Origin of the sequence: Listeria rocourtiae subsp. hofi (genome assembly GCF_963575615.1) — a bacterium.
GTDB classification, from domain to species: domain Bacteria; phylum Bacillota; class Bacilli; order Lactobacillales; family Listeriaceae; genus Listeria_A; species Listeria_A hofi.
On the sequence record NZ_CAUYTL010000002.1, the window covers coordinates 24,719 to 45,151 of the forward strand.

The 20,433-nt window shown below is 41.1% G+C and carries 24 protein-coding genes and 1 pseudogene; 19 read left to right on the forward strand and 6 right to left on the reverse strand.

What is annotated here, in order from left to right; all coding sequences use genetic code 11:
- The first annotated feature begins 401 nt into the window (after positions 1-401).
- From argC to R8925_RS01520, 9 genes are all read left to right on the forward strand, one after another.
- Positions 402-1,430 carry an N-acetyl-gamma-glutamyl-phosphate reductase gene (gene argC, locus R8925_RS01480; RefSeq protein ID WP_430534170.1) on the forward strand — a complete coding sequence of 343 codons (1,029 nt, stop codon included), beginning with the start codon at positions 402-404 and terminating at the stop codon, positions 1,428-1,430.
- 46 nt (positions 1,431-1,476) lie between these two features.
- Positions 1,477-2,673 carry a bifunctional glutamate N-acetyltransferase/amino-acid acetyltransferase ArgJ gene (gene argJ / locus R8925_RS01485; RefSeq protein WP_430534349.1) on the forward strand — a complete coding sequence of 399 codons (1,197 nt, stop codon included), beginning with the start codon at positions 1,477-1,479 and terminating at the stop codon, positions 2,671-2,673.
- 17 nt (positions 2,674-2,690) lie between these two features.
- Positions 2,691-3,443 carry an acetylglutamate kinase gene (gene argB / locus R8925_RS01490; protein WP_430534171.1) on the forward strand — a complete coding sequence of 251 codons (753 nt, stop codon included), beginning with the start codon at positions 2,691-2,693 and terminating at the stop codon, positions 3,441-3,443.
- Positions 3,440-4,588, forward strand: coding sequence for an acetylornithine transaminase (gene argD / locus R8925_RS01495; RefSeq protein WP_430534172.1), 1,149 nt, complete (start codon positions 3,440-3,442; stop codon positions 4,586-4,588). The genes argB and argD overlap by 4 nt, the downstream gene beginning before the upstream one ends.
- The gene (gene argF, locus R8925_RS01500) at positions 4,585-5,526 is read left to right on the forward strand and encodes an ornithine carbamoyltransferase (protein ID WP_430534350.1); all 942 of its coding nucleotides are present in this window, start codon (positions 4,585-4,587) and stop codon (positions 5,524-5,526) included. The genes argD and argF overlap by 4 nt, the downstream gene beginning before the upstream one ends.
- Before the next feature lie 112 nt (positions 5,527-5,638).
- The gene (locus R8925_RS01505; RefSeq protein WP_430534173.1) at positions 5,639-5,836 is read left to right on the forward strand and encodes a hypothetical protein; all 198 of its coding nucleotides are present in this window, start codon (positions 5,639-5,641) and stop codon (positions 5,834-5,836) included.
- Between the two features lie 120 nt (positions 5,837-5,956).
- Positions 5,957-6,391, forward strand: a complete 435-nt coding sequence (locus R8925_RS01510; RefSeq protein WP_430534351.1) for a dUTP diphosphatase — start codon at positions 5,957-5,959, stop codon at positions 6,389-6,391.
- A 77-nt stretch (positions 6,392-6,468) separates the two neighbouring features.
- Positions 6,469-6,690, forward strand: coding sequence for a hypothetical protein (locus R8925_RS01515; RefSeq protein WP_430534174.1), 222 nt, complete (start codon positions 6,469-6,471; stop codon positions 6,688-6,690).
- Between the two features lie 370 nt (positions 6,691-7,060).
- Positions 7,061-7,402 carry a homing endonuclease associated repeat-containing protein gene (locus R8925_RS01520; RefSeq protein WP_430534175.1) on the forward strand — a complete coding sequence of 114 codons (342 nt, stop codon included), beginning with the start codon at positions 7,061-7,063 and terminating at the stop codon, positions 7,400-7,402.
- Between the two features lie 103 nt (positions 7,403-7,505).
- On the opposite strand, the gene R8925_RS01525 is transcribed toward R8925_RS01520, so the two are convergent.
- Positions 7,506-8,306 (reverse strand): NAD kinase, encoded by an 801-nt coding sequence (locus R8925_RS01525; protein ID WP_185342403.1) that lies wholly within the window; start codon positions 8,304-8,306, stop codon positions 7,506-7,508.
- Positions 8,307-8,469: 163 nt separating this feature from the next.
- Here R8925_RS01525 and sppA point away from each other — a divergent pair, with 163 nt between their 5' ends.
- The 7 genes from sppA to R8925_RS01560 all read left to right on the forward strand — a co-directional run bounded on the left by sppA (position 8,470) and on the right by R8925_RS01560 (position 14,751).
- Positions 8,470-9,492 (forward strand): signal peptide peptidase SppA, encoded by a 1,023-nt coding sequence (sppA, locus tag R8925_RS01530; protein ID WP_430534176.1) that lies wholly within the window; start codon positions 8,470-8,472, stop codon positions 9,490-9,492.
- A gap of 13 nt (positions 9,493-9,505) precedes the next feature.
- Complete coding sequence (locus tag R8925_RS01535) at positions 9,506-10,024, forward strand: RDD family protein (protein ID WP_430534177.1); 519 nt, start codon at positions 9,506-9,508, stop codon at positions 10,022-10,024.
- Between the two features lie 59 nt (positions 10,025-10,083).
- The gene (locus R8925_RS01540; RefSeq protein ID WP_430534178.1) at positions 10,084-10,935 is read left to right on the forward strand and encodes a phosphotransferase; all 852 of its coding nucleotides are present in this window, start codon (positions 10,084-10,086) and stop codon (positions 10,933-10,935) included.
- Positions 10,936-10,970: 35 nt separating this feature from the next.
- A complete protein-coding gene (gene tpx, locus R8925_RS01545; protein WP_430534179.1) occupies positions 10,971-11,471 on the forward strand; it encodes a thiol peroxidase in 501 nt (166 codons plus the stop codon).
- Between the two features lie 234 nt (positions 11,472-11,705).
- On the forward strand, positions 11,706-12,698 hold the full coding sequence (locus tag R8925_RS01550) for a class I SAM-dependent methyltransferase (RefSeq protein ID WP_430534180.1): 993 nt from the start codon (positions 11,706-11,708) through the stop codon (positions 12,696-12,698).
- Positions 12,699-12,722: 24 nt separating this feature from the next.
- On the forward strand, positions 12,723-13,916 hold the full coding sequence (locus R8925_RS01555; protein WP_430534181.1) for an acetate kinase: 1,194 nt from the start codon (positions 12,723-12,725) through the stop codon (positions 13,914-13,916).
- Between the two features lie 169 nt (positions 13,917-14,085).
- Positions 14,086-14,751 carry a GTP pyrophosphokinase gene (locus tag R8925_RS01560; RefSeq protein ID WP_430534182.1) on the forward strand — a complete coding sequence of 222 codons (666 nt, stop codon included), beginning with the start codon at positions 14,086-14,088 and terminating at the stop codon, positions 14,749-14,751.
- Between the two features lie 48 nt (positions 14,752-14,799).
- Here R8925_RS01560 and R8925_RS01565 read toward each other — a convergent pair whose 3' ends face one another.
- On the reverse strand, positions 14,800-15,258 hold the full coding sequence (locus tag R8925_RS01565) for a universal stress protein (RefSeq protein ID WP_036066705.1): 459 nt from the start codon (positions 15,256-15,258) through the stop codon (positions 14,800-14,802).
- 350 nt (positions 15,259-15,608) lie between these two features.
- Here R8925_RS01565 and ald point away from each other — a divergent pair, with 350 nt between their 5' ends.
- The gene (gene ald / locus R8925_RS01570; RefSeq protein ID WP_430534183.1) at positions 15,609-16,724 is read left to right on the forward strand and encodes an alanine dehydrogenase; all 1,116 of its coding nucleotides are present in this window, start codon (positions 15,609-15,611) and stop codon (positions 16,722-16,724) included.
- Between the two features lie 32 nt (positions 16,725-16,756).
- Here ald and R8925_RS01575 read toward each other — a convergent pair whose 3' ends face one another.
- The gene (locus R8925_RS01575; protein WP_430534184.1) at positions 16,757-17,113 is read right to left on the reverse strand and encodes an iron-sulfur cluster biosynthesis family protein; all 357 of its coding nucleotides are present in this window, start codon (positions 17,111-17,113) and stop codon (positions 16,757-16,759) included.
- Positions 17,114-17,198: 85 nt separating this feature from the next.
- Here R8925_RS01575 and fosX point away from each other — a divergent pair, with 85 nt between their 5' ends.
- Complete coding sequence (fosX, locus tag R8925_RS01580) at positions 17,199-17,621, forward strand: FosX/FosE/FosI family fosfomycin resistance hydrolase (protein WP_430539390.1); 423 nt, start codon at positions 17,199-17,201, stop codon at positions 17,619-17,621.
- 29 nt (positions 17,622-17,650) lie between these two features.
- On the opposite strand, the gene R8925_RS01585 is transcribed toward fosX, so the two are convergent.
- The 3 genes and pseudogenes from R8925_RS01585 to R8925_RS01595 form a co-directional block, all read right to left on the reverse strand.
- Positions 17,651-18,748, reverse strand: a complete 1,098-nt coding sequence (locus R8925_RS01585; protein WP_430534352.1) for a M24 family metallopeptidase — start codon at positions 18,746-18,748, stop codon at positions 17,651-17,653.
- Positions 18,749-18,814: 66 nt separating this feature from the next.
- A pseudogene (locus R8925_RS01590) lies at positions 18,815-19,507 on the reverse strand (SDR family NAD(P)-dependent oxidoreductase).
- Between the two features lie 12 nt (positions 19,508-19,519).
- Positions 19,520-19,831, reverse strand: coding sequence for a DUF2316 family protein (locus R8925_RS01595; protein WP_430534186.1), 312 nt, complete (start codon positions 19,829-19,831; stop codon positions 19,520-19,522).
- Between the two features lie 136 nt (positions 19,832-19,967).
- Here R8925_RS01595 and R8925_RS01600 point away from each other — a divergent pair, with 136 nt between their 5' ends.
- The gene (locus R8925_RS01600; RefSeq protein ID WP_430534187.1) at positions 19,968-20,390 is read left to right on the forward strand and encodes a MarR family winged helix-turn-helix transcriptional regulator; all 423 of its coding nucleotides are present in this window, start codon (positions 19,968-19,970) and stop codon (positions 20,388-20,390) included.
- Positions 20,391-20,433: the final 43 nt, after the last annotated feature.

Below are 20,433 nucleotides of genomic sequence, written 5' to 3' on the forward strand. Positions count from 1 at the left end.
TATATATAACTAACAGGGTAAGGTTTATATAGAGGTGAGGAAACGTTTTTGCTAATGCATCATTGGTTTGAGTATACAAGGAGGTTAGAAAATGGTGGATAATAAAGGCAAGAAAGATCAGCTAGCAGCTTCTGATGTCAAAGAAGCAACAGAAAATTTGAAGGATGCTGCTAAAAAGAAATCGGATAAATAAAAACAATGTATAAGGCCGTTCCTAGGAGCGGCTTTTTCAATGTATTTTGATTCGTATTTGTGAATATGGTTTTGCATATAAAATGATGTAAATATACATTATTCATGCATAAAATAGTTTTATTTTTTTATAAAAAACCATTTGACATTATAAATATACAAGTCTATAATAAGTTTTATCATAAAAAAATAAGAAGGGTGGGAAAATCATGAAAGTATCGATTATTGGAGCAACGGGTTATGGAGGGCTTGAATTACTTCGACTGTTGTATCAACATCCGCATGTGGAGATTGTATCCTTGCATAGTTTCTCCACTCAGACGGAAGATATTTCAAGTTTTTATCCGCATTTACATACGGTGTATCATCACGAGTTAGCTGAGATTGATGCAGCCAAAATTGCAGAGGAGAGTGATGCGGTTTTTCTTGCTACGCCTAGCGGGGTTGCGAAGGAGGCAGCACAACCGTTTATCGATGCCGGGATGAAGGTAATTGATTTATCTGGGGATTTTAGATTATCGAAGGAGAAATATGAGAAGTGGTATAATAAGGATGCTGCACCGATTGCTTACTTGAATCAAGCAGAATATGGTTTAGCGGAATGGCGAGAAAACGTGGATACGACGTTTATTTCGAATCCGGGGTGCTATGCGACAGCAACTTTACTCGGTTTGGCCCCACTTGTGATACACGGTAAGGTGGAGGCGGATTCAATTATTGTTGATGCGAAATCGGGTATTTCTGGGGCAGGTAAGACGCCAAGTGCGAACACGCATTTTCCAGAGACGAATGAGAACATGACACTGTATCGGATGAATCAACATCAGCATATCCCAGAAATTATTAGGCAACTGCGAGTATGGGATGCGGGGATTGACGCGATTACATTCTCAACGTCGCTTATTCCAGTGACACGAGGCATTTTTGCAACCATTTATGTGCGAGCAAAAGGAGTAACGTCGACAGATGAGCTACTGGCGTTATACCGAGAAAGTTATGAAGGAAAGCCATTTGTGCGTATTCAGGACCGAGATGTTTATCCAACGCTTAAGCAGGTGACGGCTTCGAATTTCTGTGATATTGGGCTTTGTTATAATGAGCGGACGAATATGATTACGATTGTTGTAGTGATTGATAATTTGGTTAAGGGGGCTGCGGGACAAGCGATTCAGAATTTGAATTTGATGGCTGGGTTTGATGAGACGGCCGGGCTTGATTTTATACCGGTTTATCCTTGATTTAGGGGGAAATGTGATGGAGAAATTATTGGAAAAAGAGGATTGGATAACGGTGGAAAATGGTACAATCGCAACTCCACTAGGGTTTTATGCAGACGGCAAGCATTGTGGGTTAAAGCGTAAAAAGAAAGATATCGGCATTATTTTTTCGGAAACACCAGCAGAGTCAGCGGCGGTTTATACGATGAACCAAATGCAAGCAGCGCCGATTTTTATAACAAAGGATAGCTTGGCGGCGAATCAGACATTGCAGGCAATTGTTGTGAATAGTGGTGTTGCGAACGCATGTACAGGGAAACGAGGTTTGGAAGATGGTTTTGCAATGCGAGCGATGGCAGCAAAACATCTAGGGGTTGAAGAAACGAGTGTTGCAGTAGCCTCAACCGGCGTAATCGGTGACTATTTGCCAATGGAAAAATTGGCGACGGGAATCGCAGCGTTAGAGTTGAAATCAGGCATTAGCAGTGATTTTCATGAAGCAATATTAACAACGGATACAGTACAAAAAGAACTTACACTACAAGCAGAAATCGGCGGTAAGGTCATTACGATATCGGGCGTGGCAAAAGGTTCTGGAATGATTCATCCGAATATGGCAACGATGCTTTCGTTCATCACGACAGATGCAGCTGTCTCGGCTGAATTATTGCAAAAATTACTAAAACAAAAAGTAGACCAAACTTTCAATCAAATAACGGTGGATGGTGATACGTCAACGAATGATATGGTCATCGTGATGGCTAATGGTTGCGCTGGAAATACAGCCTTTTCTGATGGCACGCCAGAATTTATCGCATTTGCAAAAATGTTTTATGCAGTTTGTCAGCATTTAGCGAAAAGTATTGCAAGAGATGGAGAAGGTGCTACGAAACTCATCGAAGCACGAGTCAAAGGGGCAACATCAAAAGAAGACGCTCGAATGATTGCGAAGCAGATTGTATCTTCTAGCCTTGTGAAAACCGCAATGTTTGGTGAGGATGCAAATTGGGGTCGGATTATTTGCGCAATTGGCTACAGTGGGGGACGTTTTTCACCAGATAATATTACGATTAAAATTGGCGATACAGTTATTCTAGAAAAAAGTGAGACGGCGAATTATGCGCCAGATTTACTTGCAAGTTATTTGCAAACGGAAAATATTTTAATCGAGGTCAATCTGCATAGTGGCTTGGAAGACGGGGTGGCTTGGGGATGCGACTTGAGCTATGATTATGTCAAAATAAATGCGTGTTATCGGACATGATATAAGGGGTGAATGAGATGAGTGGCATTATTGTTGTGAAAATTGGTGGCATCGCGGGAAGTCATCTACATGAAGGTTTTTTCAATCAGATTAAAACGTGGCAAAAGAATGGTAAGCAGGTCGTTCTTGTTCATGGGGGCGGTGTGCAGATTAATAGAATGATGGAGGCTCTGCAGATTCCAGTTGAAACAAAGGCGGGATTGCGAGTTACAACGAAAGAGACGCTCGCGGTAACGAAAATGGTCTTGATTGGACAAGTGCAACCGGAAATTGTAACGGCACTTTTAGAGCAACACATCTCGGCGATTGGTTTACACGCGGGTGATACAGGCTTGATGCAAGCAGAGCAATTATCAGATGGCGACCTTGGATTTGTTGGTGAAATCACACATGTAGAGACGGATTTAATTCAAAGCTTAACTGCGAAAAAAATCGTTCCAGTCATTGCTCCTCTTGGCTTAGCAACGGCAACACAATGGCTAAATGTCAACGCAGATTTAGCTGCATGTGCGGTAGCAGTAGCACTTCAAGCAGAACAATTAATTTTACTGACGGATGTTGCTGGTGTTCTTGATGCGGGAGAAATGATGGAACATATTGACGTTACGGACTTGGATGATTTATTCGCAACAGACGTTATCACAGGCGGGATGATTCCAAAGCTTAAAAGTGCGAAAAATGCTGTCATACAAGGCGTTGGGCAAGTAGCTATTACGAATGAAATCACAAAAAAGGGGACAATAATAAGCGAAGGAGTGAAGATAGGATGAGTAATTTATTTCCAACGTACGCTAAATTTCCTATCGAAATTGTAGAAGGAAAGGGAACCGTTGTGAAAGACGCAAATGGGAAGACGTATCTGGACTTTACATCAGGCATTGCTGTATGTAATTTGGGGCATTGTCACGAAATAGTTCTAGACGCTGTGCAAAAACAGCTTAGCCAAATTTGGCATACATCGAACCTATTTGAAAGTAATATTCAAGAGCAAGTAGCGACAAAGCTAACGGCAAATAGTGAGCGTGTCGTGTTTTTCTGTAATAGTGGGGCTGAGGCTAATGAAGCTGCGTTAAAATTAGCTAAAAAACATACAGGTCGCGATGAAATTATCACATTTCAGCAGTCGTTTCACGGCCGAACAATCGCAACGATGACAGCGACGGGGCAAGGGAAAATACATGATGGTTTTGGTGCACTTCTCCCAGGTTTTACATACTTACCATACAATGATTTAGATATGCTAAAGAATACGATTTCGGCAAAAACAGCAGCGGTTATGCTAGAAGTTATTCAAGGCGAAGGCGGAGTTCTTCCGGCAACACGAGAATTTCTAGCTGGAGCATCCGAACTATGCCAAAAACATGGTGCCTTACTTATTATCGATGAAGTTCAAACTGGAATGGGCCGTACTGGAAAACGTTTTGCATTTGAGCATGCAGGCATTGAACCAGACATTTTTACACTGGCAAAAGGGCTTGGTAACGGCTTGCCTGTAGGCGCAATGGTTGGATCATCCGAGCTGGCTGCAACATTTGGACCTGGCGTTCACGGCTCGACATTTGGTGGGAATAAAATCGCGATGGCGGCGGCGGATGCGGTGATTGATATTATTTTTGATGAGGCATTCCTGGCTGATGTAGCCGAAAAAGGAGTTTTTTTTCAACAGCTTCTTGCCGAAAAACTGGCCACGCATGTCGTTGGAATTCGTGGAAATGGATTGATGATCGGGATTGAATTAGAAACAGAGGCAGGATCTGCTGTCAAGGCGCTACAAGAACAAGGATTGCTGACATTAACGGCTGGGTTGAATGTATTGCGAATTCTACCACCATTAACGGTGACGAAAGAAGAACTATTACATGCAGCGAATTTGATAGAATCCGTTTTAATAAAACAGGAAGTAGGGATGCAATAATGGTATATCCTAAAGAAGCAACTAAAGGAAAAGATATGTTGAGCTTGTTGGAATGGAGCAACGAAGAGATTGAAGAATTGGTGCAGTTAGCGCTGGCGATTAAGACAAATCCGGCGCATTATAGCCATACTTTAAGTGGTCAGATTTTAGGAATGATTTTTGATAAGTCATCGACGCGGACGAGGGTTTCTTTTGAAGCAGGGATGTTGCAATTAGGTGGACAGGCGATTGTAATGTCCTCAAAGGAATTGCAGATTGGGCGTGGTGAGCCGATTAAAGATACAGCGCACGTTTTGAGCGAGTATATCAATGCCGTAATGATTCGCACGTTTAGCCATGAAGGTGTAGAGGAGCTTGCTGAGCACGCATCGATTCCAATTATTAATGGGCTGACAGATTTGCACCATCCATGTCAAGCACTTGCCGACTTGCTGACAATTTTAGAAGTGAAACATACATTTGATGGGGTAAAGCTTGCGTATATTGGAGATGGAAATAACGTTTGCCATTCCTTATTACTTGCCGCAGCTATGGTTGGATTAGATATTTCGTGTGCAATGCCTGCAGGATATGAGCCGAATCCGCAAGTTCTAGATCAAGCGCTACAGCTTGCTACTAAAACAGGTGCAAAAATACAAATCACAACCGATCCAGTTGTTGCGGTTACTGATGCTGACTTTGTATATACAGACGTCTGGACGAGCATGGGACAAGAACAAGAAAATGCAAAACGTTTGGCTGATTTTGAAGGTTATGCTGTGACAAAAGGACTAGTAGTGCATGCAAAAGCAGATTATCACTTTCTCCACTGCTTGCCGGCGCATCGTGAGGAAGAAGTTTCCTCTGAGGTTATCGATGGGAAACACTCCCTTGTCTACCAACAAGCTGGAAATAGACTTCATGCGCAAAAAGCTTTATTGGTGATGATTTTAGGATAAGTTGAGGAAGTTCTAAATAAACTCGTTGTATTTTATTTGACAGTTCCTATACAGAACGATAGAATGGAAATGTATGGGAACGTTTAAAATATTAATGGGAGGATGGTTAGGAATGGAGCGTATGATAGCGGTTTTCAAGCGCTTCCAAATAAACACAAACTATTTTACTATTCTGAATGAAATTGGAAGTATCAAACTCAAAGTACAAGATGACAAGATACCTAGATTTATTCATACTATAAACACAGAAACGGATTTTCGAGCGGCTCTCAGCCCATCAGCGGATTATGTGGAGATAACAAGAACCTAAAATGATAGAAAAAGATAACCTTGGAGATATTCTGAGGTTATTTTTTATGGGGAAGGTGCTTTTCTTAAGTGGTGGATGTATGGTAGGATAGACGAATAATAGAATTAAAGTAGTGGAGTGATAAAATTGGAAATCAAAGTGAAATATGCATCAAATCAAGAAGCAAGGCTAAATAAAATCGAACAAGGAGATTGGATTGATTTATACGCGAATGAGGAGGTGCATCTAGCAGCTGGTGATTACAAATTAATCGATCTTGGTGTTGCAATGGAGTTACCAGAAGGGCATGAAGCGCATGTTGTACCACGTTCTAGTACGTATAAGCATTTTGGTATTATTCAAACCAATAGTATGGGAGTTATTGATGAAAGCTACTGTGGTGAGAATGATTTCTGGAAATTCCCGGCAATCGCAATGCGCGACACCGTTATCGAAAAAGGTGACCGAATTTGTCAGTTTAGAATTATGGCCAAGATGCCAGAAGTTCGCATCGCTGAAGTTACAACTCTTGGAAATGCGGATCGTGGTGGTATTGGCTCAACTGGGAAAAAATAAACGAACAGAGAGAACTTTTAGAGTGATATATAGGTATCGCATCTTTATTTCTGACTAGTTAGGGGAGTAATCAGGCCATGCAAAAAGTAGAAATCAGTTATTATTGCTTGTGCGATGACGAAAATATCGAGCTCGAAATTTTTAAATGTTTCCATCAAAACATGCTTAAAAAGGAGCATCTCGATTATAGTAATGTGGAAGTTGAGACTCAGTTGTACATAAAATCAGACTCGGAAATCCCGTTTTTAGAAAATAAACTTGTGCATGCAGAACTTGAAGCAAAAGGATTAAAGGTTTAGACTGTAGAAAAACTACTTCACATGATGTCCCACCAAACTTCAGCGTGTCAACAAATGCTTAGTTTCTAGGCAAAAATGAGTACAAGCGCGGAGCGTACTAGAGTACGTGAGCACTGGAACGGAGTTTTTAACGACGAAAATGAGTGTTTGTTGACACGCTGGATTAAAGGTTTTGCCTATCGTTATTGTTAATGGTATGATTAGGAGGCGCGGAGGATTGCTCAGCCCAGACGAGTTATCAGCTATTCTTAACGTGGGCATAAGTATCCAGATAGATGCGTTTTGAAGCAGAGAAGTTTTGCGAGAATCTAGAATCATACTAGCGAATGCGACATAAAGTGAAATATTTAATATCGAGAGGTTGATTAAATTGGCGGCAAAAAGATATACGGATGAATATTTGATAGAAGAAGTGAATCGGATTACAAAAGTACTTGGCAGGCCACCAATCGGAGCAGCATCAGAATTCCCAGGCGTTGGAGCAGCGACAAAAAGCTTCGGTTCATGGGAAGAATTTTTGAATGCGGCAGGTTTATCGTTAGTAGCTCCTGAAGGCGAAGGACAGGAGATTAAAGAGCGTTACATTAAAGAGGCAAAAGAAATTATCAGAATCCTAGGTAGAACACCAAAAATGACGGATTTTGACGATTATCGTATAGTTAAGTATTATTTTGGTAGTTGGCAAGATTTTAAAGATGCGTGGGAAAAATAAACAAACGGGCGCGATTTCAGACATTTGGAATCGTGCTTTTTGATAAAAATATAAGCTTGTTTGCCATTGTATGAATCGGCGAACAAGCTTATATTTTTAGATGTTACAGGAAATTACGCTTTACTTTATCCCAGAATGAATTATTGTGCAATTTGATAATGTTGACAAATCGATCGCCAACTTCTAACTTAATTTCCTCTACATGTTGAATGCTAAGTGCTTCGGAATCCATGCCCATAATCGGGAAGTCATTCACGCCATTCGCTCGCATATCAAGACGCAATTTACGTTTTGGGCTCAAAATAAATGAAGAGCCAAGAGTACGGAAGCGGTTATTATTAATGGAAGCGAGCTCACTAACTTGCATCGATGGCAGTAATGGATCGACAATCGAGCCATTAATTGATTTGTTATAAGCCGTACTTCCAGTTGGTGTTGAAATGACCATGCCATCGCCACGGAACGTTTCAAACAGACTATCATTAATATATACATCAATTTGTAGCGTACGAATAATCGAGGAGCGGATATTGAACTCATTTAGAACATAAAAAGCTTTTGAATTGTTCACCGTGCCGTAAATGGTTGGGTAACGGCGAACAAGCCAGCGATCTTCTGCTGCAGCTTTAATAATTTCATCAATTTGGTGTACGTGAAAATCGCAATATTGTCCAAGTTGTTCTGTCAAGGCGATACCTGCATATAAACAATCGGAACGGAAACCAGTTTCGCGCACGGATTTCAAGAAGGCCCCATCGCCACCGATACTAATAATCGCCGTTGCTACTTCGAAATCATCAGTCACTTCAAAACCATATTCTTTGGTTACTTTTTTTAGTTCATCAGCATGTTTCTGTAATTCTTCTGTTTTACGATAAGAAAAGTAAAAAATTGTTTCAGCCATACTAAAAACCTCCAGAGTTCTTAATTAATTCAATCTCCATCTCATTATAACACGAATGCTCACTACTAATCTTGTAAAAAATAAGAATTTTTCAAGTTTCGCTGTAAAAAGTGTTCATTTTCCGTTATGATAGTGCTATGGTAATAAAAAAGGGGGAAAAATTGTGAATGCAAAAAGATGGATTGCGATTGGTATTGTCGCAGCGTTATTAGTAGTAAGCGGGATTACAAAGATTACGAGTACGCTCTTAGCAAGCGATGACGAGTATACAATGTCGTGGGCAGAATCATTAGCGGCGATGGACTCAGAAATGACTGAACTAGTACTTGAGGATGGTAATACAGATAAACGGATTGCGGTGCTTCATATTGATGGTGCTATTCAAGACACCGGTTCGAGTGATTCGCTTTTTGGAGGTAGTGAAGGTTATAATCATTCAGATTTCATGGATCAATTGGAGCAAATTCGTGAAGATGGTACAGTTGCCGGCGTTGTTTTAAACGTGAATTCACCAGGTGGTGGCGTTGTGGAATCGGCCCAAATTCGCGATAAAATTTTACAGATAAAAAAAGAGAAGAAGTTGCCAGTTTATGCTTCATTTGGTAGCATGGCGGCCTCAGGCGGTTATTACGTCTCCGCGCCAGCCGACAAGATTTTTGCGAGTCCAGAAACGCTAACAGGCTCCATTGGTGTTATTATGCAAGGATATGATTTCAGTGAGTTGATGAAAAAAGTTGGGATTTCCGATAATACGATCAAAAGTGGCGAATTCAAAGACATTATGAGTTCCTCACGACCAATGACAGCGGAAGAAAAAGCGATTATGCAGTCGATGATTGATGATTCTTACGGTGAATTTGTGAAAGTCGTGGCGCAAGGTCGTGGCATGACAGAAGCCGAAGTCCGCAAAATTGCAGATGGTCGGATTTATGATGGTCGTCAAGCGAAGGCAAATGGTTTGATCGATGCATTCGGCTATGAAGAACAAACGCTGGATGCACTGAAGAAAGACAAAAACTTAAAAGGTGCAGAAGTATTCGAATATGATTCGAGTGGTGGCGGTTTTGCTTCACTATTCTCTACATCGGTCAGCCAAATTGTTGGTCAAAAAAGTGAGGCACATCAAGCGCTACAATTGATGAATATGATGGAAGCACCACGTTTGATGTATTTATATGGTAAATAAAGGAGGAGTTCAAATGGAACAGGAAACGTTGCAACATACGGAGCGTCCAGTTTTTAAATATGAGCCTCCAAAAGATGAAAAAATTGGCTTCCCATCGCAATATTACGCAGGATTTTGGATTCGTTTTATGGCTTATTTGGTTGATTTGCTCGCAACAACGGCAGTTACTGCAATCTTAATTAGCCCAGTTTTTCGGCTAGCAGATTGGAAAATGGATGGCTCGTTTTTCGCGATTTATGGTGCGCTCGTGACAGTCGCTTTTCTTGCCTATTTTATCGTGATGACAAAAGTTTGGGGGCAGACGCTTGGAAAAATGATTTTCGGCATTCGTGTTATTTCACTGAAAACAGAGAAGTTGACGTGGGGAACGGTATTATTTCGCGAAGGTGCTCTGCGGTTCGTCACCTCAGTTGTTTGGGGATTATACGTCGTCTGTGCGTTTACGCCGAAAAAGCAAGGTATTGCAGATTTGTTAGAAGGAACAGCAGTTGTACATGAAGGGTATTTGAAATTGGATAAAGAGTGGAAATAGCATTCGAAAAGGGACTTACGGGCTTGGCTTGTGAGTTCTTTTTGAAAGGAGTCGGTATCATGAACATGGAATCGATTGTCGATGAATTATTGCGAAAGGGTACGCTTGGCTCAGATATTATCGCATGGGACTATTTGAGTGGTGGGACATCAAGTGTTGTTGCTAAAATACAATGTAAGAATGGCCAATCCTATGTTGTGAAAGGAAATACTCCGAACCTCATTTATTGGGAAGCGGTATTTCTACAATTTTACGAAGATAGCACTCTTTTGCCGAGGTTAGTGTATGCTGCAAAAGAGTATGTCGTATATGCTTTTTTGAAAGGGGATACATTGATTGCACGACCGGAAAAAAGGAAGATGTTACAGGATTTGACGCTAGGATTAATCAACAACTATAAACCGATTGTGCAGGAGTGGCAAGAGCAGTTTAGCTGGAAGAAATTTTTGCAGCAGGAAGTAATGGGGGCAGAGGCGATTATTGGGTCACATTTATCGGATGAAGATGCGACGCTCATTATGCAAGTTGTTCGGAGCCAGCCACGAGAGGATTTATACTTACTTCATGGTGATTGCGGCGTACATAATTTTCTCTTTCAGGAAGGGGCACTTTGCGGTGTTATTGACCCACTTCATCTGTTTGGCCCCCCAATGTACGATTTTATTTTTGCGTTTTGTTCGTCACCGGATAGTTTAGATGAGGAGACGCTACAGTATGGCCTTTCATTTTTTGATAAAAGCTTTGCGGGTGAGCTGTATGGCTCTGTTTTGGTAGGTCTTTACATTCGAATTGCACGTTGTCTTTTACATCATCCAGAAGATTTAAAGCGGTATTTAGAGGCTTGGGAATATTGGAAATTGCTCTACTATAGGCAAAAAAATAGTACAACACCAAACAGTTCGGTAAAATAGAAGGCGTAGATATAAATCAAAGGAGGCAATTCAGAATGGCAGAAGTTACATTTAAGGGAAATCCAATGACGTTGATTGGTAAAGAAGTAAAAGTTGGTGATACGGCGCCAGATTTCACGGTTTTAAATCAAGGCTTAGAACCAGTAACATTAGGTGATTATGATGGCAAAGTGAAGATAATTAGTGTGATTCCGTCAATTGATACAGGTGTATGCTCGCAACAAACACGTAAGTTCAATGAAGAAGCTTCAGGTCTTGAAAATACAGCGATACTTACAATTTCAGTCGATTTACCATTTGCACAAAAGAAATGGTGTGCAGCAGAAGGACTTCCAAATGTGATTACACTTTCTGATCATCGCGATCTTTCATTTGGTGAGGCATATGGTGTTGTAATGAAGGAATTACGCTTGCTTGCCCGTTCTGTATTTGTGCTTGATAGTAACAATAAAGTGGTTCATGCAGAATACGTAGGTGAAGGAACTAATCATCCGGATTACGAAACAGCCATTTCAAAGGCAAAAGAAGCGAAATAATGACTAAAAACTAGTGATTCCATATTTGGATCGCTAGTTTTTTCTGTTATAGTCATAATTGAACTGTATACTATAACAACAAGTTATTTAGCAAGAAAATCGACAAAAATAAAGTGCTTGCTCATTTTATTACAAATCTTGTTTTTTGATAGTATAAAATGCTGTCATCTTGACTAGAAATGCTGTATAATGTTTAATTGGTGTTAGAAATGAAGGAATTCGAGGTGTTCACTTTTGACAAATGCAACAGTTGAGGAATTATTCCGTGTTCTTGATGATACAGCAATCATTATTCAGAACGAGCTCGAAATGAGTTATCTGGAGGCTGTTTATGAGACAGGAGAGAATTTATTTCAGAAAGAGGTACTTCAAAAGGATGAACTTTCTGCTGAGGCGACACTGAATCTGGAAGAGTGGTATAGTTCTGTTCAGTTGGAGGAGTTTGCAAAAGAAGATATCCGTAAGAGTTATCAACTTGCACTCTTAAAAGGTATGAAGCACGGCATTCAAGTGAACCATCAAATGACGCCGGACTCAATTGGGTTCATTATGGGTTATTTAGTGGATAAAGCTTTTGCTGGCAAGAAACAAATCCGTTTGCTTGATCCCGCGTGTGGGACAGGTAACTTAATCGCAACGATTGTCAATCAATTGGAAGGTAAATTAGAACTCGATGCTACTGGTGTTGATGTTGATGATTTGCTCATTTCGCTTGCTTACGTCGGTGCTGATTTGGAGCGTCAACCAATTCAACTTTTACATCAAGATGGTCTAGGTAATTTGCTTGTTGATCCGGTTGATGTTGTTGTCAGTGACTTGCCGGTAGGGTATTATCCGGACGATACGCGTGCTAAGACATTTGAACTTAGCCGTGATGATGGTCATTCTTTTGCCCATTTCTTATTTATTGAACAAGGTATGCGGTACACGAAAGCGGGAGGGTATTTATTTTTCCTCGTGCCAAGTGCAATGTTTGGAACGGCAGATTTCGCGAAAGTGGACAGGTTTATCAAAAAACATGGACACATTCAAGGGATTCTACAATTGCCTGAGACACTTTTTGCATCTGAGAACGCTCGGAAAAGTATTCTTATACTGCAAAAAGGGGCAGATGATATAGAGCCACCAAAAGAGGTATTGCTCGCTAACCTGCCGAGTTTGACCGATCCAAAAGCGACGGCAAACATATTAGCTAAAATTGAAAACTGGTTTAACGAAAACAAGTAGTTGAAGGGAATGGATCAAATAAACATGGAAAAAACAATTGCAATTAATGCTGGGAGCTCCTCACTAAAATTCCAACTATATGATATGCCATCAGAAACTGTTATTACGGCGGGAATCGTCGAGCGTATTGGTTTGAAAGATTCGATTTTTACAATTTCAGTCGATGATGAAAAAATTAAAGAAGTAACGGACATTCCGGATCATGAAGTCGCGGTTCAAATGTTGCTAGACAAACTAATTTCGCATAATATTATTAGTTCATATGACGAAATTACGGGTGTTGGTCATCGTGTCGTCCATGGTGGTGAAAAATTTACAGAATCAGTTTACATCACCAATCAAGTTATTGCAGACATCGAAGCGCTATCTGAGCTTGCGCCACTTCACAACCCGGCGAATGTCACTGGAATCCGAGCTTTCCGTAAAGTCTTGCCTGATATTGTGGCAGTAGCTGTTTTTGATACAGCCTTCCATCAAACAATGCCACCATCAAGCTACCTTTACAGCTTGCCGTACAATTACTACGAAGATTATGGCATTCGTAAATATGGCTTCCATGGAACAAGCCATAAATACGTGACAGAACGCGCGTCTGATTTACTTGGCCGTCCACAAGAAGAGTTACGTCTAATCACGTGTCACTTAGGAAATGGTGCAAGTATTGCTGCTATCGAAGGCGGGAAATCGATGGATACATCAATGGGCTTCACACCGCTTGCTGGTGTTTCGATGGGAACTCGTTCTGGTAATATTGATCCTGCGCTTGTTCCATTTATTATGGAAAAGACAGGAAAGTCAGCAGAACAAGTGCTTGATGTTTTGAATAAAGAATCAGGTATGCTTGGTGTATCAGGTATTTCAAGTGATCTTCGTGATCTTGAAAGTGAAGCGGCAAAAGGAAATGATCGTGCGGAATTAGCGCTTGACGTTTTTGTTGATGGTATCCATAAATATATCGGCTCGTATGCAGCGCGTATGAACGGTGTCGATGCGATTATCTTCACGGCTGGAATCGGCGAAAACAGCTCATACATTCGTGAACGCGTACTTCGTGGCCTTGAGTTCATGGGCGTTTACTGGGATCCAGCGCTTAATCAAGTTCGTGGCGTAGAAGCATTCCTTAACTACCCGCATTCACCAGTCAAGGTCATCATTATTCCGACAAATGAAGAATTAATGATTGCACGCGACGTGGAAGTTATTCGCGCACAACGCTAAAGTTAAAGAAAGTAGCTACCTCTGATGGCAGTTGCTTTCTTTTTTTATGGCGTAATTGTGAATTTGAAAAATGAGAATATAGGAAGAGTTAGCGCTATGATTAGATATCTACCTAGTGTTATGTTACGATACATTAAGTAAATATAAAAACTGTAAAGGCGGCAATGAGATGAACAGTGCTCTTTTAGAAGATTTTAAAGTATGGATGGGGAATGATCCTAAATTAAATGAAGGTATGCAGCATTTGGACGAGTTCAGAAGTCTAATGACGTGTTACCAATCTGTTATTCGTGAGGTCAGAACAAAACTGGATATTTTAAATGATGAGATGGCTCTGAAGGAAGACCGCAATCCGATTCAATTTATTACGTCTAGAATTAAAAAGCCAGCTAGTATCGGTACAAAACTGCTGAAAAAAGAAAAAGAAATTACAGTAGATAATATTCGAGATACGCTAAATGATGTAGCAGGAATTCGCGTTATTTGCTCGTACACGGATGACATATATTGGTTAGCTGAAATGCTGACAAAGCAAGATGATGTTTATCTGATCGAGACAAAAGATTATATCAAAACCCCAAAGGAAAATGGATATCGTAGCTTGCATTTAATCTTGGAAGTGCCTATCTTCTTATCGGATCGTAAGGAAGCTTACCGAATTGAAGTGCAAATCCGTACCATCGCGATGGATTATTGGGCAAGCCTAGAACATTCCTTGCGGTATAAAAAAGAATTCGGCGATACCGAGCTTGGTATCGAACTTGAAAACTGTGCACATGAACTAGCCACGCTTGAAGATAGAATGTTGGCGATTCGTGAAAAAATTAATCAATAAAATAAGCGATTTCCCGAAATTTGATGGGAAATCGCTTATTTATAACTTTTAATCTTTGTACACAGGGTCTTCATTTCTTACGACAAGTACATCGCAAGGAGAGTGGCGGATAATGTATTCAGAAACACTACCGATAAGTAAACGTTCTACCGCGTTTAGACCAGTCGCACCACACATGATAAGGTCGGCTTTAAAGGCTTTGGCAGCTTCTTTTGTGATGGCAGTTTTTGGTGAACCATATTCGATATATGTTTCGACATTGGTAACACCTTGTTTTAGCGCATCATCTTTATATCCATTTAATAATTCATCTGCATATTCTGTAGCTTTGTCAGCCATTGAAGTATCGTAATTCGCAACGGATGAGAATGCACGCGTATCAATAACGTGGACAAGTCCAAGTGATCCTTCATTTCTTTTTGCAACTTGAATTGCTTTTTGGAATGCGCTTTCTGCTTCTTTTGATCCGTCGACTGCAACTAAAACTCTACTGTATTGTTGTAACATTCTAAATCCCTCCTGCCCAGCGTGTCGACAAACACTTATCTTCATCGTTAAAGTCTGTGCGCCGGTGCTCATGTACAGGTCGTACATTCCGCTCCAGTGCTCGACTTTGCCTAGAGTCTAAGCATTTGTCGACACGCTGGGGTTTGGCGGGACTTTCACGGGAGACAATTTTTGCGACACTTTGGAAAATCTTTTTATACTTGTATTGTACCCTTTTTTTGTGAAAACAACCATTAAAAGCATTGCAAAATTTTTTAACCCGTATTTTTTTACAATTCGGGTCATCTGTGTTATTCTTGTTTTGTAAGCGCATACTTAATGGGCTAATTTACTTAAAAGGGGAGATTCTTATGTTAATCGGTGTTCCAAAAGAAATTAAGAATAATGAAAATCGGGTAGCAATGACACCGGCCAGTGTTTTATCTTATGTGCAGTCAGGTCACAAAGTACTAGTGGAAACTAATGCCGGTCTAGGTTCAGCTTTTCACGATGAGGATTACGTTGCGGCAGGCGCGACGATTGTGGAAACAGCAACAGAGGCTTGGGCAGCGGACATGGTTGTGAAGGTGAAGGAACCGATTGCATCGGAATACGGCTATTTCCGTGAAGGATTGTTATTATTCACGTACTTACATTTGGCGAATGAGCCAGAACTTGCGAAGGCACTTACAGAGAATAAGGTAAACAGTGTCGCTTACGAAACAGTAGAACTAGATGATCGTACATTACCATTACTTAGCCCGATGAGTGAGGTTGCTGGTCGTATGGCAGCGCAGATTGGGACGCAATTTTTGCAACGAAATAATGGCGGTCGCGGTATTTTGCTTAGTGGTGTGCCGGGTGTGGAGCGCGGAGAAGTAGTTATCATTGGCGGCGGAATGGCGGGAACAAACGCAGCAAAAGTGGCGATTGGACTTGGAGCGAATGTAACGATTCTTGATTTGAATTTGCACCGTTTACGTGAGTTGGACGACATTTTTGGTAACCAAATTACGACATTGATGAGTAATGCATTTAATATCGAAACTGCTGTAAAGAAGGCTGATTTAGTCGTTGGCGCGGTATTGATTCCAGGTGCGCGTGCTCCTAAACTGGTGAAAGAGGATCTTGTGAAGCAAATGAAACCAGGCGCTGTAATTGTGGATATTGCGATTGATCAAGGTGGTATTTTTGAAACGACGGATCGTGTGACGACACATGATGACCCAACCTATGAAAAACATGGCGTGGTGCATTATGCAGTGGCGAATATGCCAGGTGCTGTACCACGTACTTCGACAATTGCGCTTACCAATGCGACATTGCAATTCGGATTGACACTCGCCAATAAAGGGCTTGCTGATGCAGTTCTTGGGAATTTATCGCTGTATAAAGGTGTGAATACGGTTGGTGGTTACGTGACGTATAAAGCGGTTGCGGATGATTTGGGATATGAGTATAAAGCAGTGGAAGAAGCGTTGGCTTAAGTAGATAAATGAGCAGAAATCTCTTGTTGAGGTTACTGCTCATTTTTTGGTGTGTAAATATAATTATTGTCAGCATCCATGAGTAGGAGGTTACGATTGTAGAATTGTCCGTCGCTTTTTAAGATGAGAGCGTTGGATTTGGTATCGTAGTCTATTTTTAGTTGTTTTTCTAGGAAAACAGTTGTCCAGCGTGCAATGAGTATCGGGCCTAAGTTGGATGAGAACTCTATGTCTTCTGGTGTTGTTTCTGTGGCTAGTTTTAATGTGAAAATACCACTGTTTTCGCAGCCACAGCCTTCTGTTAAATAATAAAGGTATAGTTTGCCGGGAAGATTACCACGTAAGGCGTTGACACGTGAAATCGCTTCTGGTGTGAAGGTTAAGTTCATTTGGAATCACCTCGTTTTTATTTTATTGTACGGCGATTGAGTGAGATTGGGAAATTAGTTGCTCAAAGTGGATACGTTTTGTAGTATGGAGAAGGAGGTGATTGTCATGGAAGGTTTGAGCCATATGACGTTTATTGTCGAAGATTTGGAAAAAGCGAGCGAGTTTTTTGAAAAGGTTTTTGATGCGGAAGAGGTTTATGCAAGTGGTGATGATACATATTCCATGTCACGGGAAAAATTTTTCTTGCTAGGAGGTTTATGGATTGCGATTATGGAAGGGGAGAGTTTGCCAAGCAGGACGTATAATCATATCGCCTTTAAGATTGAGGATGCGGAGTATGAGGATTATTTAGGACGGATTGAGGCATTGGGATTGGAGATGAAAGCGGGGCGGCCAAGAGTTATCGGCGAGGCGAATTCGATTTATTTTTACGATTTTGATAATCATTTGTTTGAGTTGCATACGGGGACGCTTGCGGAGAGGTTGTGTCAATACAAAAAGAAGTAGTTCGGATGAGGCTGAACTACTTCTTTGATTTATTTCACATAGGCCAATTCTTTCGGAAACTCAGTCAAAACTTCATATCCATTTTCTGTCACCACAATATCGTCTTCTATTCTTACGCCTGCAACGCCTGGGACGTAAATGCCGGGTTCAATAGTGAAGACCATATTTTCTTGTAGCGCCATGTCGTTTGTTTCTGTGATGGATGGGAATTCATGGACGCTTGCTCCTAGACCGTGACCGAGTCGATGTGGGAAATAGTCGCCGTAACCTGCATCTTTGATAATATTGCGGGCGGTCAGGTCAATTTTTTTTGCAGGAACGCCTGCTTTTACTTTTTCAATGGCTGCAAGTTGGGCTTTTAGCACGGTGTTGTAGATTTTCTCTTGTTCTGCGCTAATTTTGCCGTATGCCACGGTGCGCGTAATGTCGGAGCAGTAGCCTTTATGGACAACACCTAGGTCAAATAAAACGAGGTCGCCTTTTTGGATTTTCGTATCGCCCGGTGTGCCGTGTGGTAGGGCAGCATTTGTACCGGTAAGGACCATCGTTGAGAAGGACATCGCGGACACGCCTTTTTTCTTCATTTCATATTCGATTTTCGCGACGATTTCGGCTTCGGTTTTGCCTTCTGCGATTTCATCAACGCCTACTTGGATGGCATAATCGGCGAGAAGTGCGGCTTCTTTTAGAATTGCGAGTTCTTCTGGCGTCTTGATAAGGCGGATCATCTGAATTTTTTCTTCAATAGAAATGAATGTTGCATCGGTTAAGTATTTGGATAAAATTTCGAAACGGTCCACGCTCATATGGGATTTCTCGATGGCGAATTTTTTCACGTTTGGTACGCGTTTGGTAATCTCGGTTACGATAATTTCCCATGGATTTTCGATGTCGCTGTAACCGTATGCATCGTGAGACCAGTCGCTGTTTTTTACATCTTCTACTTCCAAACCTGGCGTGAAAAGAAATGGCGCTACTTCGGGAAACACAGCGAGGCCTAGTACACGTTCATGCGGATCGCTGTGATAACCGGTGAAATAGGCGATGTTTTCAGGGTCGGTGATGAACGCAACCTCAGCTCCTTGTTCTTTCAGCCAGTTTTGCAAAATATCGATATTTTTTTCCATCATTCATCCTTCTTTCCTTGTTTCGTTCGCTTTATCATACCACGAAACTGCGCAGAACTTAAATGTTTACCATGGAATAATGCCATCGCGGCTCATAAAAATATCGGTGGAGCCATCTTTGTCAATGGTTGCCATTTGTACGATTGCATCGGTGCCTTCTTGAACGGTTTGGTGGCCTTGTCCGGTTAAGCCGGTTTTGGTTGGACCTGGGTCAACGGCGTTAATTTGCATATTTGGAAAACTTTTGGCGTATTGTACAGTCAGCATGGAAACGGCGGACTTGGAGGAGCTGTAGGCAAGTGGATTTAGTTTGGACTCGATTTGTTCAGGATTCAGAACTTGACCGAACGAACCTAGGCCGCTGCTAACATTGACGATAATGGGTTGCGTGGATTTTTGCAAAAGTGGTAAAAAGTTATTGGTTACGCGCACGACGCCGTAAACGTTGACTTGGTAAACTTATTCCATCATTTCGGCGGTAATATCTTGCGGGGAAGCGAATGGCCCGGAAATGCCGGCGTTGTTGATTAGGACGTCTAAGTGGGATTCCTGTTGTTCGATTTCGGCTACAGCTTGTGCGACCGATGCTTCATTCGTCACGTCTAACTGTACAAAATGGACGCCTAATTCTGCGGCAGCTTCTTGGCCACGAGTCACATCGCGCGAACCGATGTAAACGTTGTGTCTGAGTTCTTTCAAACGCCGCGCTGTTTCGAATCCTATTCCTGCGTTTCCACCTGTGATTAATGTTGTTGTCATTTTCTTTCCTCCTCAACGATTTCCTTTGCTTAGTTGCATGTTATCGATTTTTTTCGTTCTTAAAAACCAGTATTGGTGATAATCGCCTTGTAGCGCGCTAAATTCGACGGGCTTTTTGCCGGACTTCACAATGTATTGTTCTAAAAATCCTTTCAGTATCCACGGGTCTTCGATGGATTTCTGCTGTAATCTTAGAATGCACTCGATTTTTTCAGGGCTTGTTTGTAGTTCTGACGCGATTTGTTCGATGGTTAACCTTGATAGTTCTAAGTTTTGTTGAAATTCTTGCTTGGTATTTTGCATTTGTTGTGGTGTTAATGACATAATGGCTTCCTCCTTGATAGTTGTTTTCAATACAGTTGTAATTAAAACTATTTGCCATAACTGATTATACGACTTTCTTAAACAGTTGTCAATTTAATTGTTATGGATTAAACTATTTAAGAAGGAGGAGAGGCATATGATTTCAGGTGAACATGAGCTTTCCGAGAAAATTTATCAGTTGAGTTTGCTTCAACAGGAGTATATTTCAAAACGTTTGAAAGGGGTTCATTTGAATCTTTTACAGGCAAAAAGCTTGAATTATGTAGCGACTCATTTGGGAACGATTCAGAAGGAACTAGCGAATTATTTAGGAAAACAGAATGCGACAATTACGAATATTTTAAAGGAACTGGAGAAGAAGGGGCTTATTTATCGAGAAATTCCTAGTGATAATGAGCGGCAAAAGCAAATTTTTCTAACGGTAGAAGGCGAAAAGTTGGTTGGCTATGTGCAGCAGGCGTTTCACGATTTGAATGAAGGGATGGAGCAGATTCTTTCGGGGAGAGAACGGAAACATCTGGTGGCTGGGTTAGAAAAATTAATTGCGGATTTTGATTAGATATCAGGGCGTGTTTTCTGTACTAGTATAGCGGTGTTTTGAA

What these genes read in the sequence shown, in the direction of transcription:
- argC (WP_430534170.1), top strand. Translation starts at nt 402, where the DNA reads ATGAAAGTATCGATTATTGGAGCAACGGGTTATGGAGGGCTTGAATTA.
- argB (WP_430534171.1), top strand. Translation starts at nt 2,691, where the DNA reads ATGAGTGGCATTATTGTTGTGAAAATTGGTGGCATCGCGGGAAGTCAT.
- argD (WP_430534172.1), top strand. Translation starts at nt 3,440, where the DNA reads ATGAGTAATTTATTTCCAACGTACGCTAAATTTCCTATCGAAATTGTA.
- R8925_RS01505 (WP_430534173.1), top strand. Translation starts at nt 5,639, where the DNA reads ATGGAGCGTATGATAGCGGTTTTCAAGCGCTTCCAAATAAACACAAAC.
- R8925_RS01515 (WP_430534174.1), top strand. Translation starts at nt 6,469, where the DNA reads ATGCAAAAAGTAGAAATCAGTTATTATTGCTTGTGCGATGACGAAAAT.
- R8925_RS01525 (WP_185342403.1), bottom strand. Translation starts at nt 8,306, where the DNA reads ATGGCTGAAACAATTTTTTACTTTTCTTATCGTAAAACAGAAGAATTA.
- R8925_RS01535 (WP_430534177.1), top strand. Translation starts at nt 9,506, where the DNA reads ATGGAACAGGAAACGTTGCAACATACGGAGCGTCCAGTTTTTAAATAT.
- R8925_RS01540 (WP_430534178.1), top strand. Translation starts at nt 10,084, where the DNA reads ATGAACATGGAATCGATTGTCGATGAATTATTGCGAAAGGGTACGCTT.
- tpx (WP_430534179.1), top strand. Translation starts at nt 10,971, where the DNA reads ATGGCAGAAGTTACATTTAAGGGAAATCCAATGACGTTGATTGGTAAA.
- R8925_RS01555 (WP_430534181.1), top strand. Translation starts at nt 12,723, where the DNA reads ATGGAAAAAACAATTGCAATTAATGCTGGGAGCTCCTCACTAAAATTC.
- R8925_RS01560 (WP_430534182.1), top strand. Translation starts at nt 14,086, where the DNA reads ATGAACAGTGCTCTTTTAGAAGATTTTAAAGTATGGATGGGGAATGAT.
- R8925_RS01565 (WP_036066705.1), bottom strand. Translation starts at nt 15,258, where the DNA reads ATGTTACAACAATACAGTAGAGTTTTAGTTGCAGTCGACGGATCAAAA.
- ald (WP_430534183.1), top strand. Translation starts at nt 15,609, where the DNA reads ATGTTAATCGGTGTTCCAAAAGAAATTAAGAATAATGAAAATCGGGTA.
- R8925_RS01575 (WP_430534184.1), bottom strand. Translation starts at nt 17,113, where the DNA reads ATGAACTTAACCTTCACACCAGAAGCGATTTCACGTGTCAACGCCTTA.
- fosX (WP_430539390.1), top strand. Translation starts at nt 17,199, where the DNA reads ATGGAGAAGGAGGTGATTGTCATGGAAGGTTTGAGCCATATGACGTTT.
- R8925_RS01585 (WP_430534352.1), bottom strand. Translation starts at nt 18,748, where the DNA reads ATGGAAAAAAATATCGATATTTTGCAAAACTGGCTGAAAGAACAAGGA.
- R8925_RS01595 (WP_430534186.1), bottom strand. Translation starts at nt 19,831, where the DNA reads ATGTCATTAACACCACAACAAATGCAAAATACCAAGCAAGAATTTCAA.
- R8925_RS01600 (WP_430534187.1), top strand. Translation starts at nt 19,968, where the DNA reads ATGATTTCAGGTGAACATGAGCTTTCCGAGAAAATTTATCAGTTGAGT.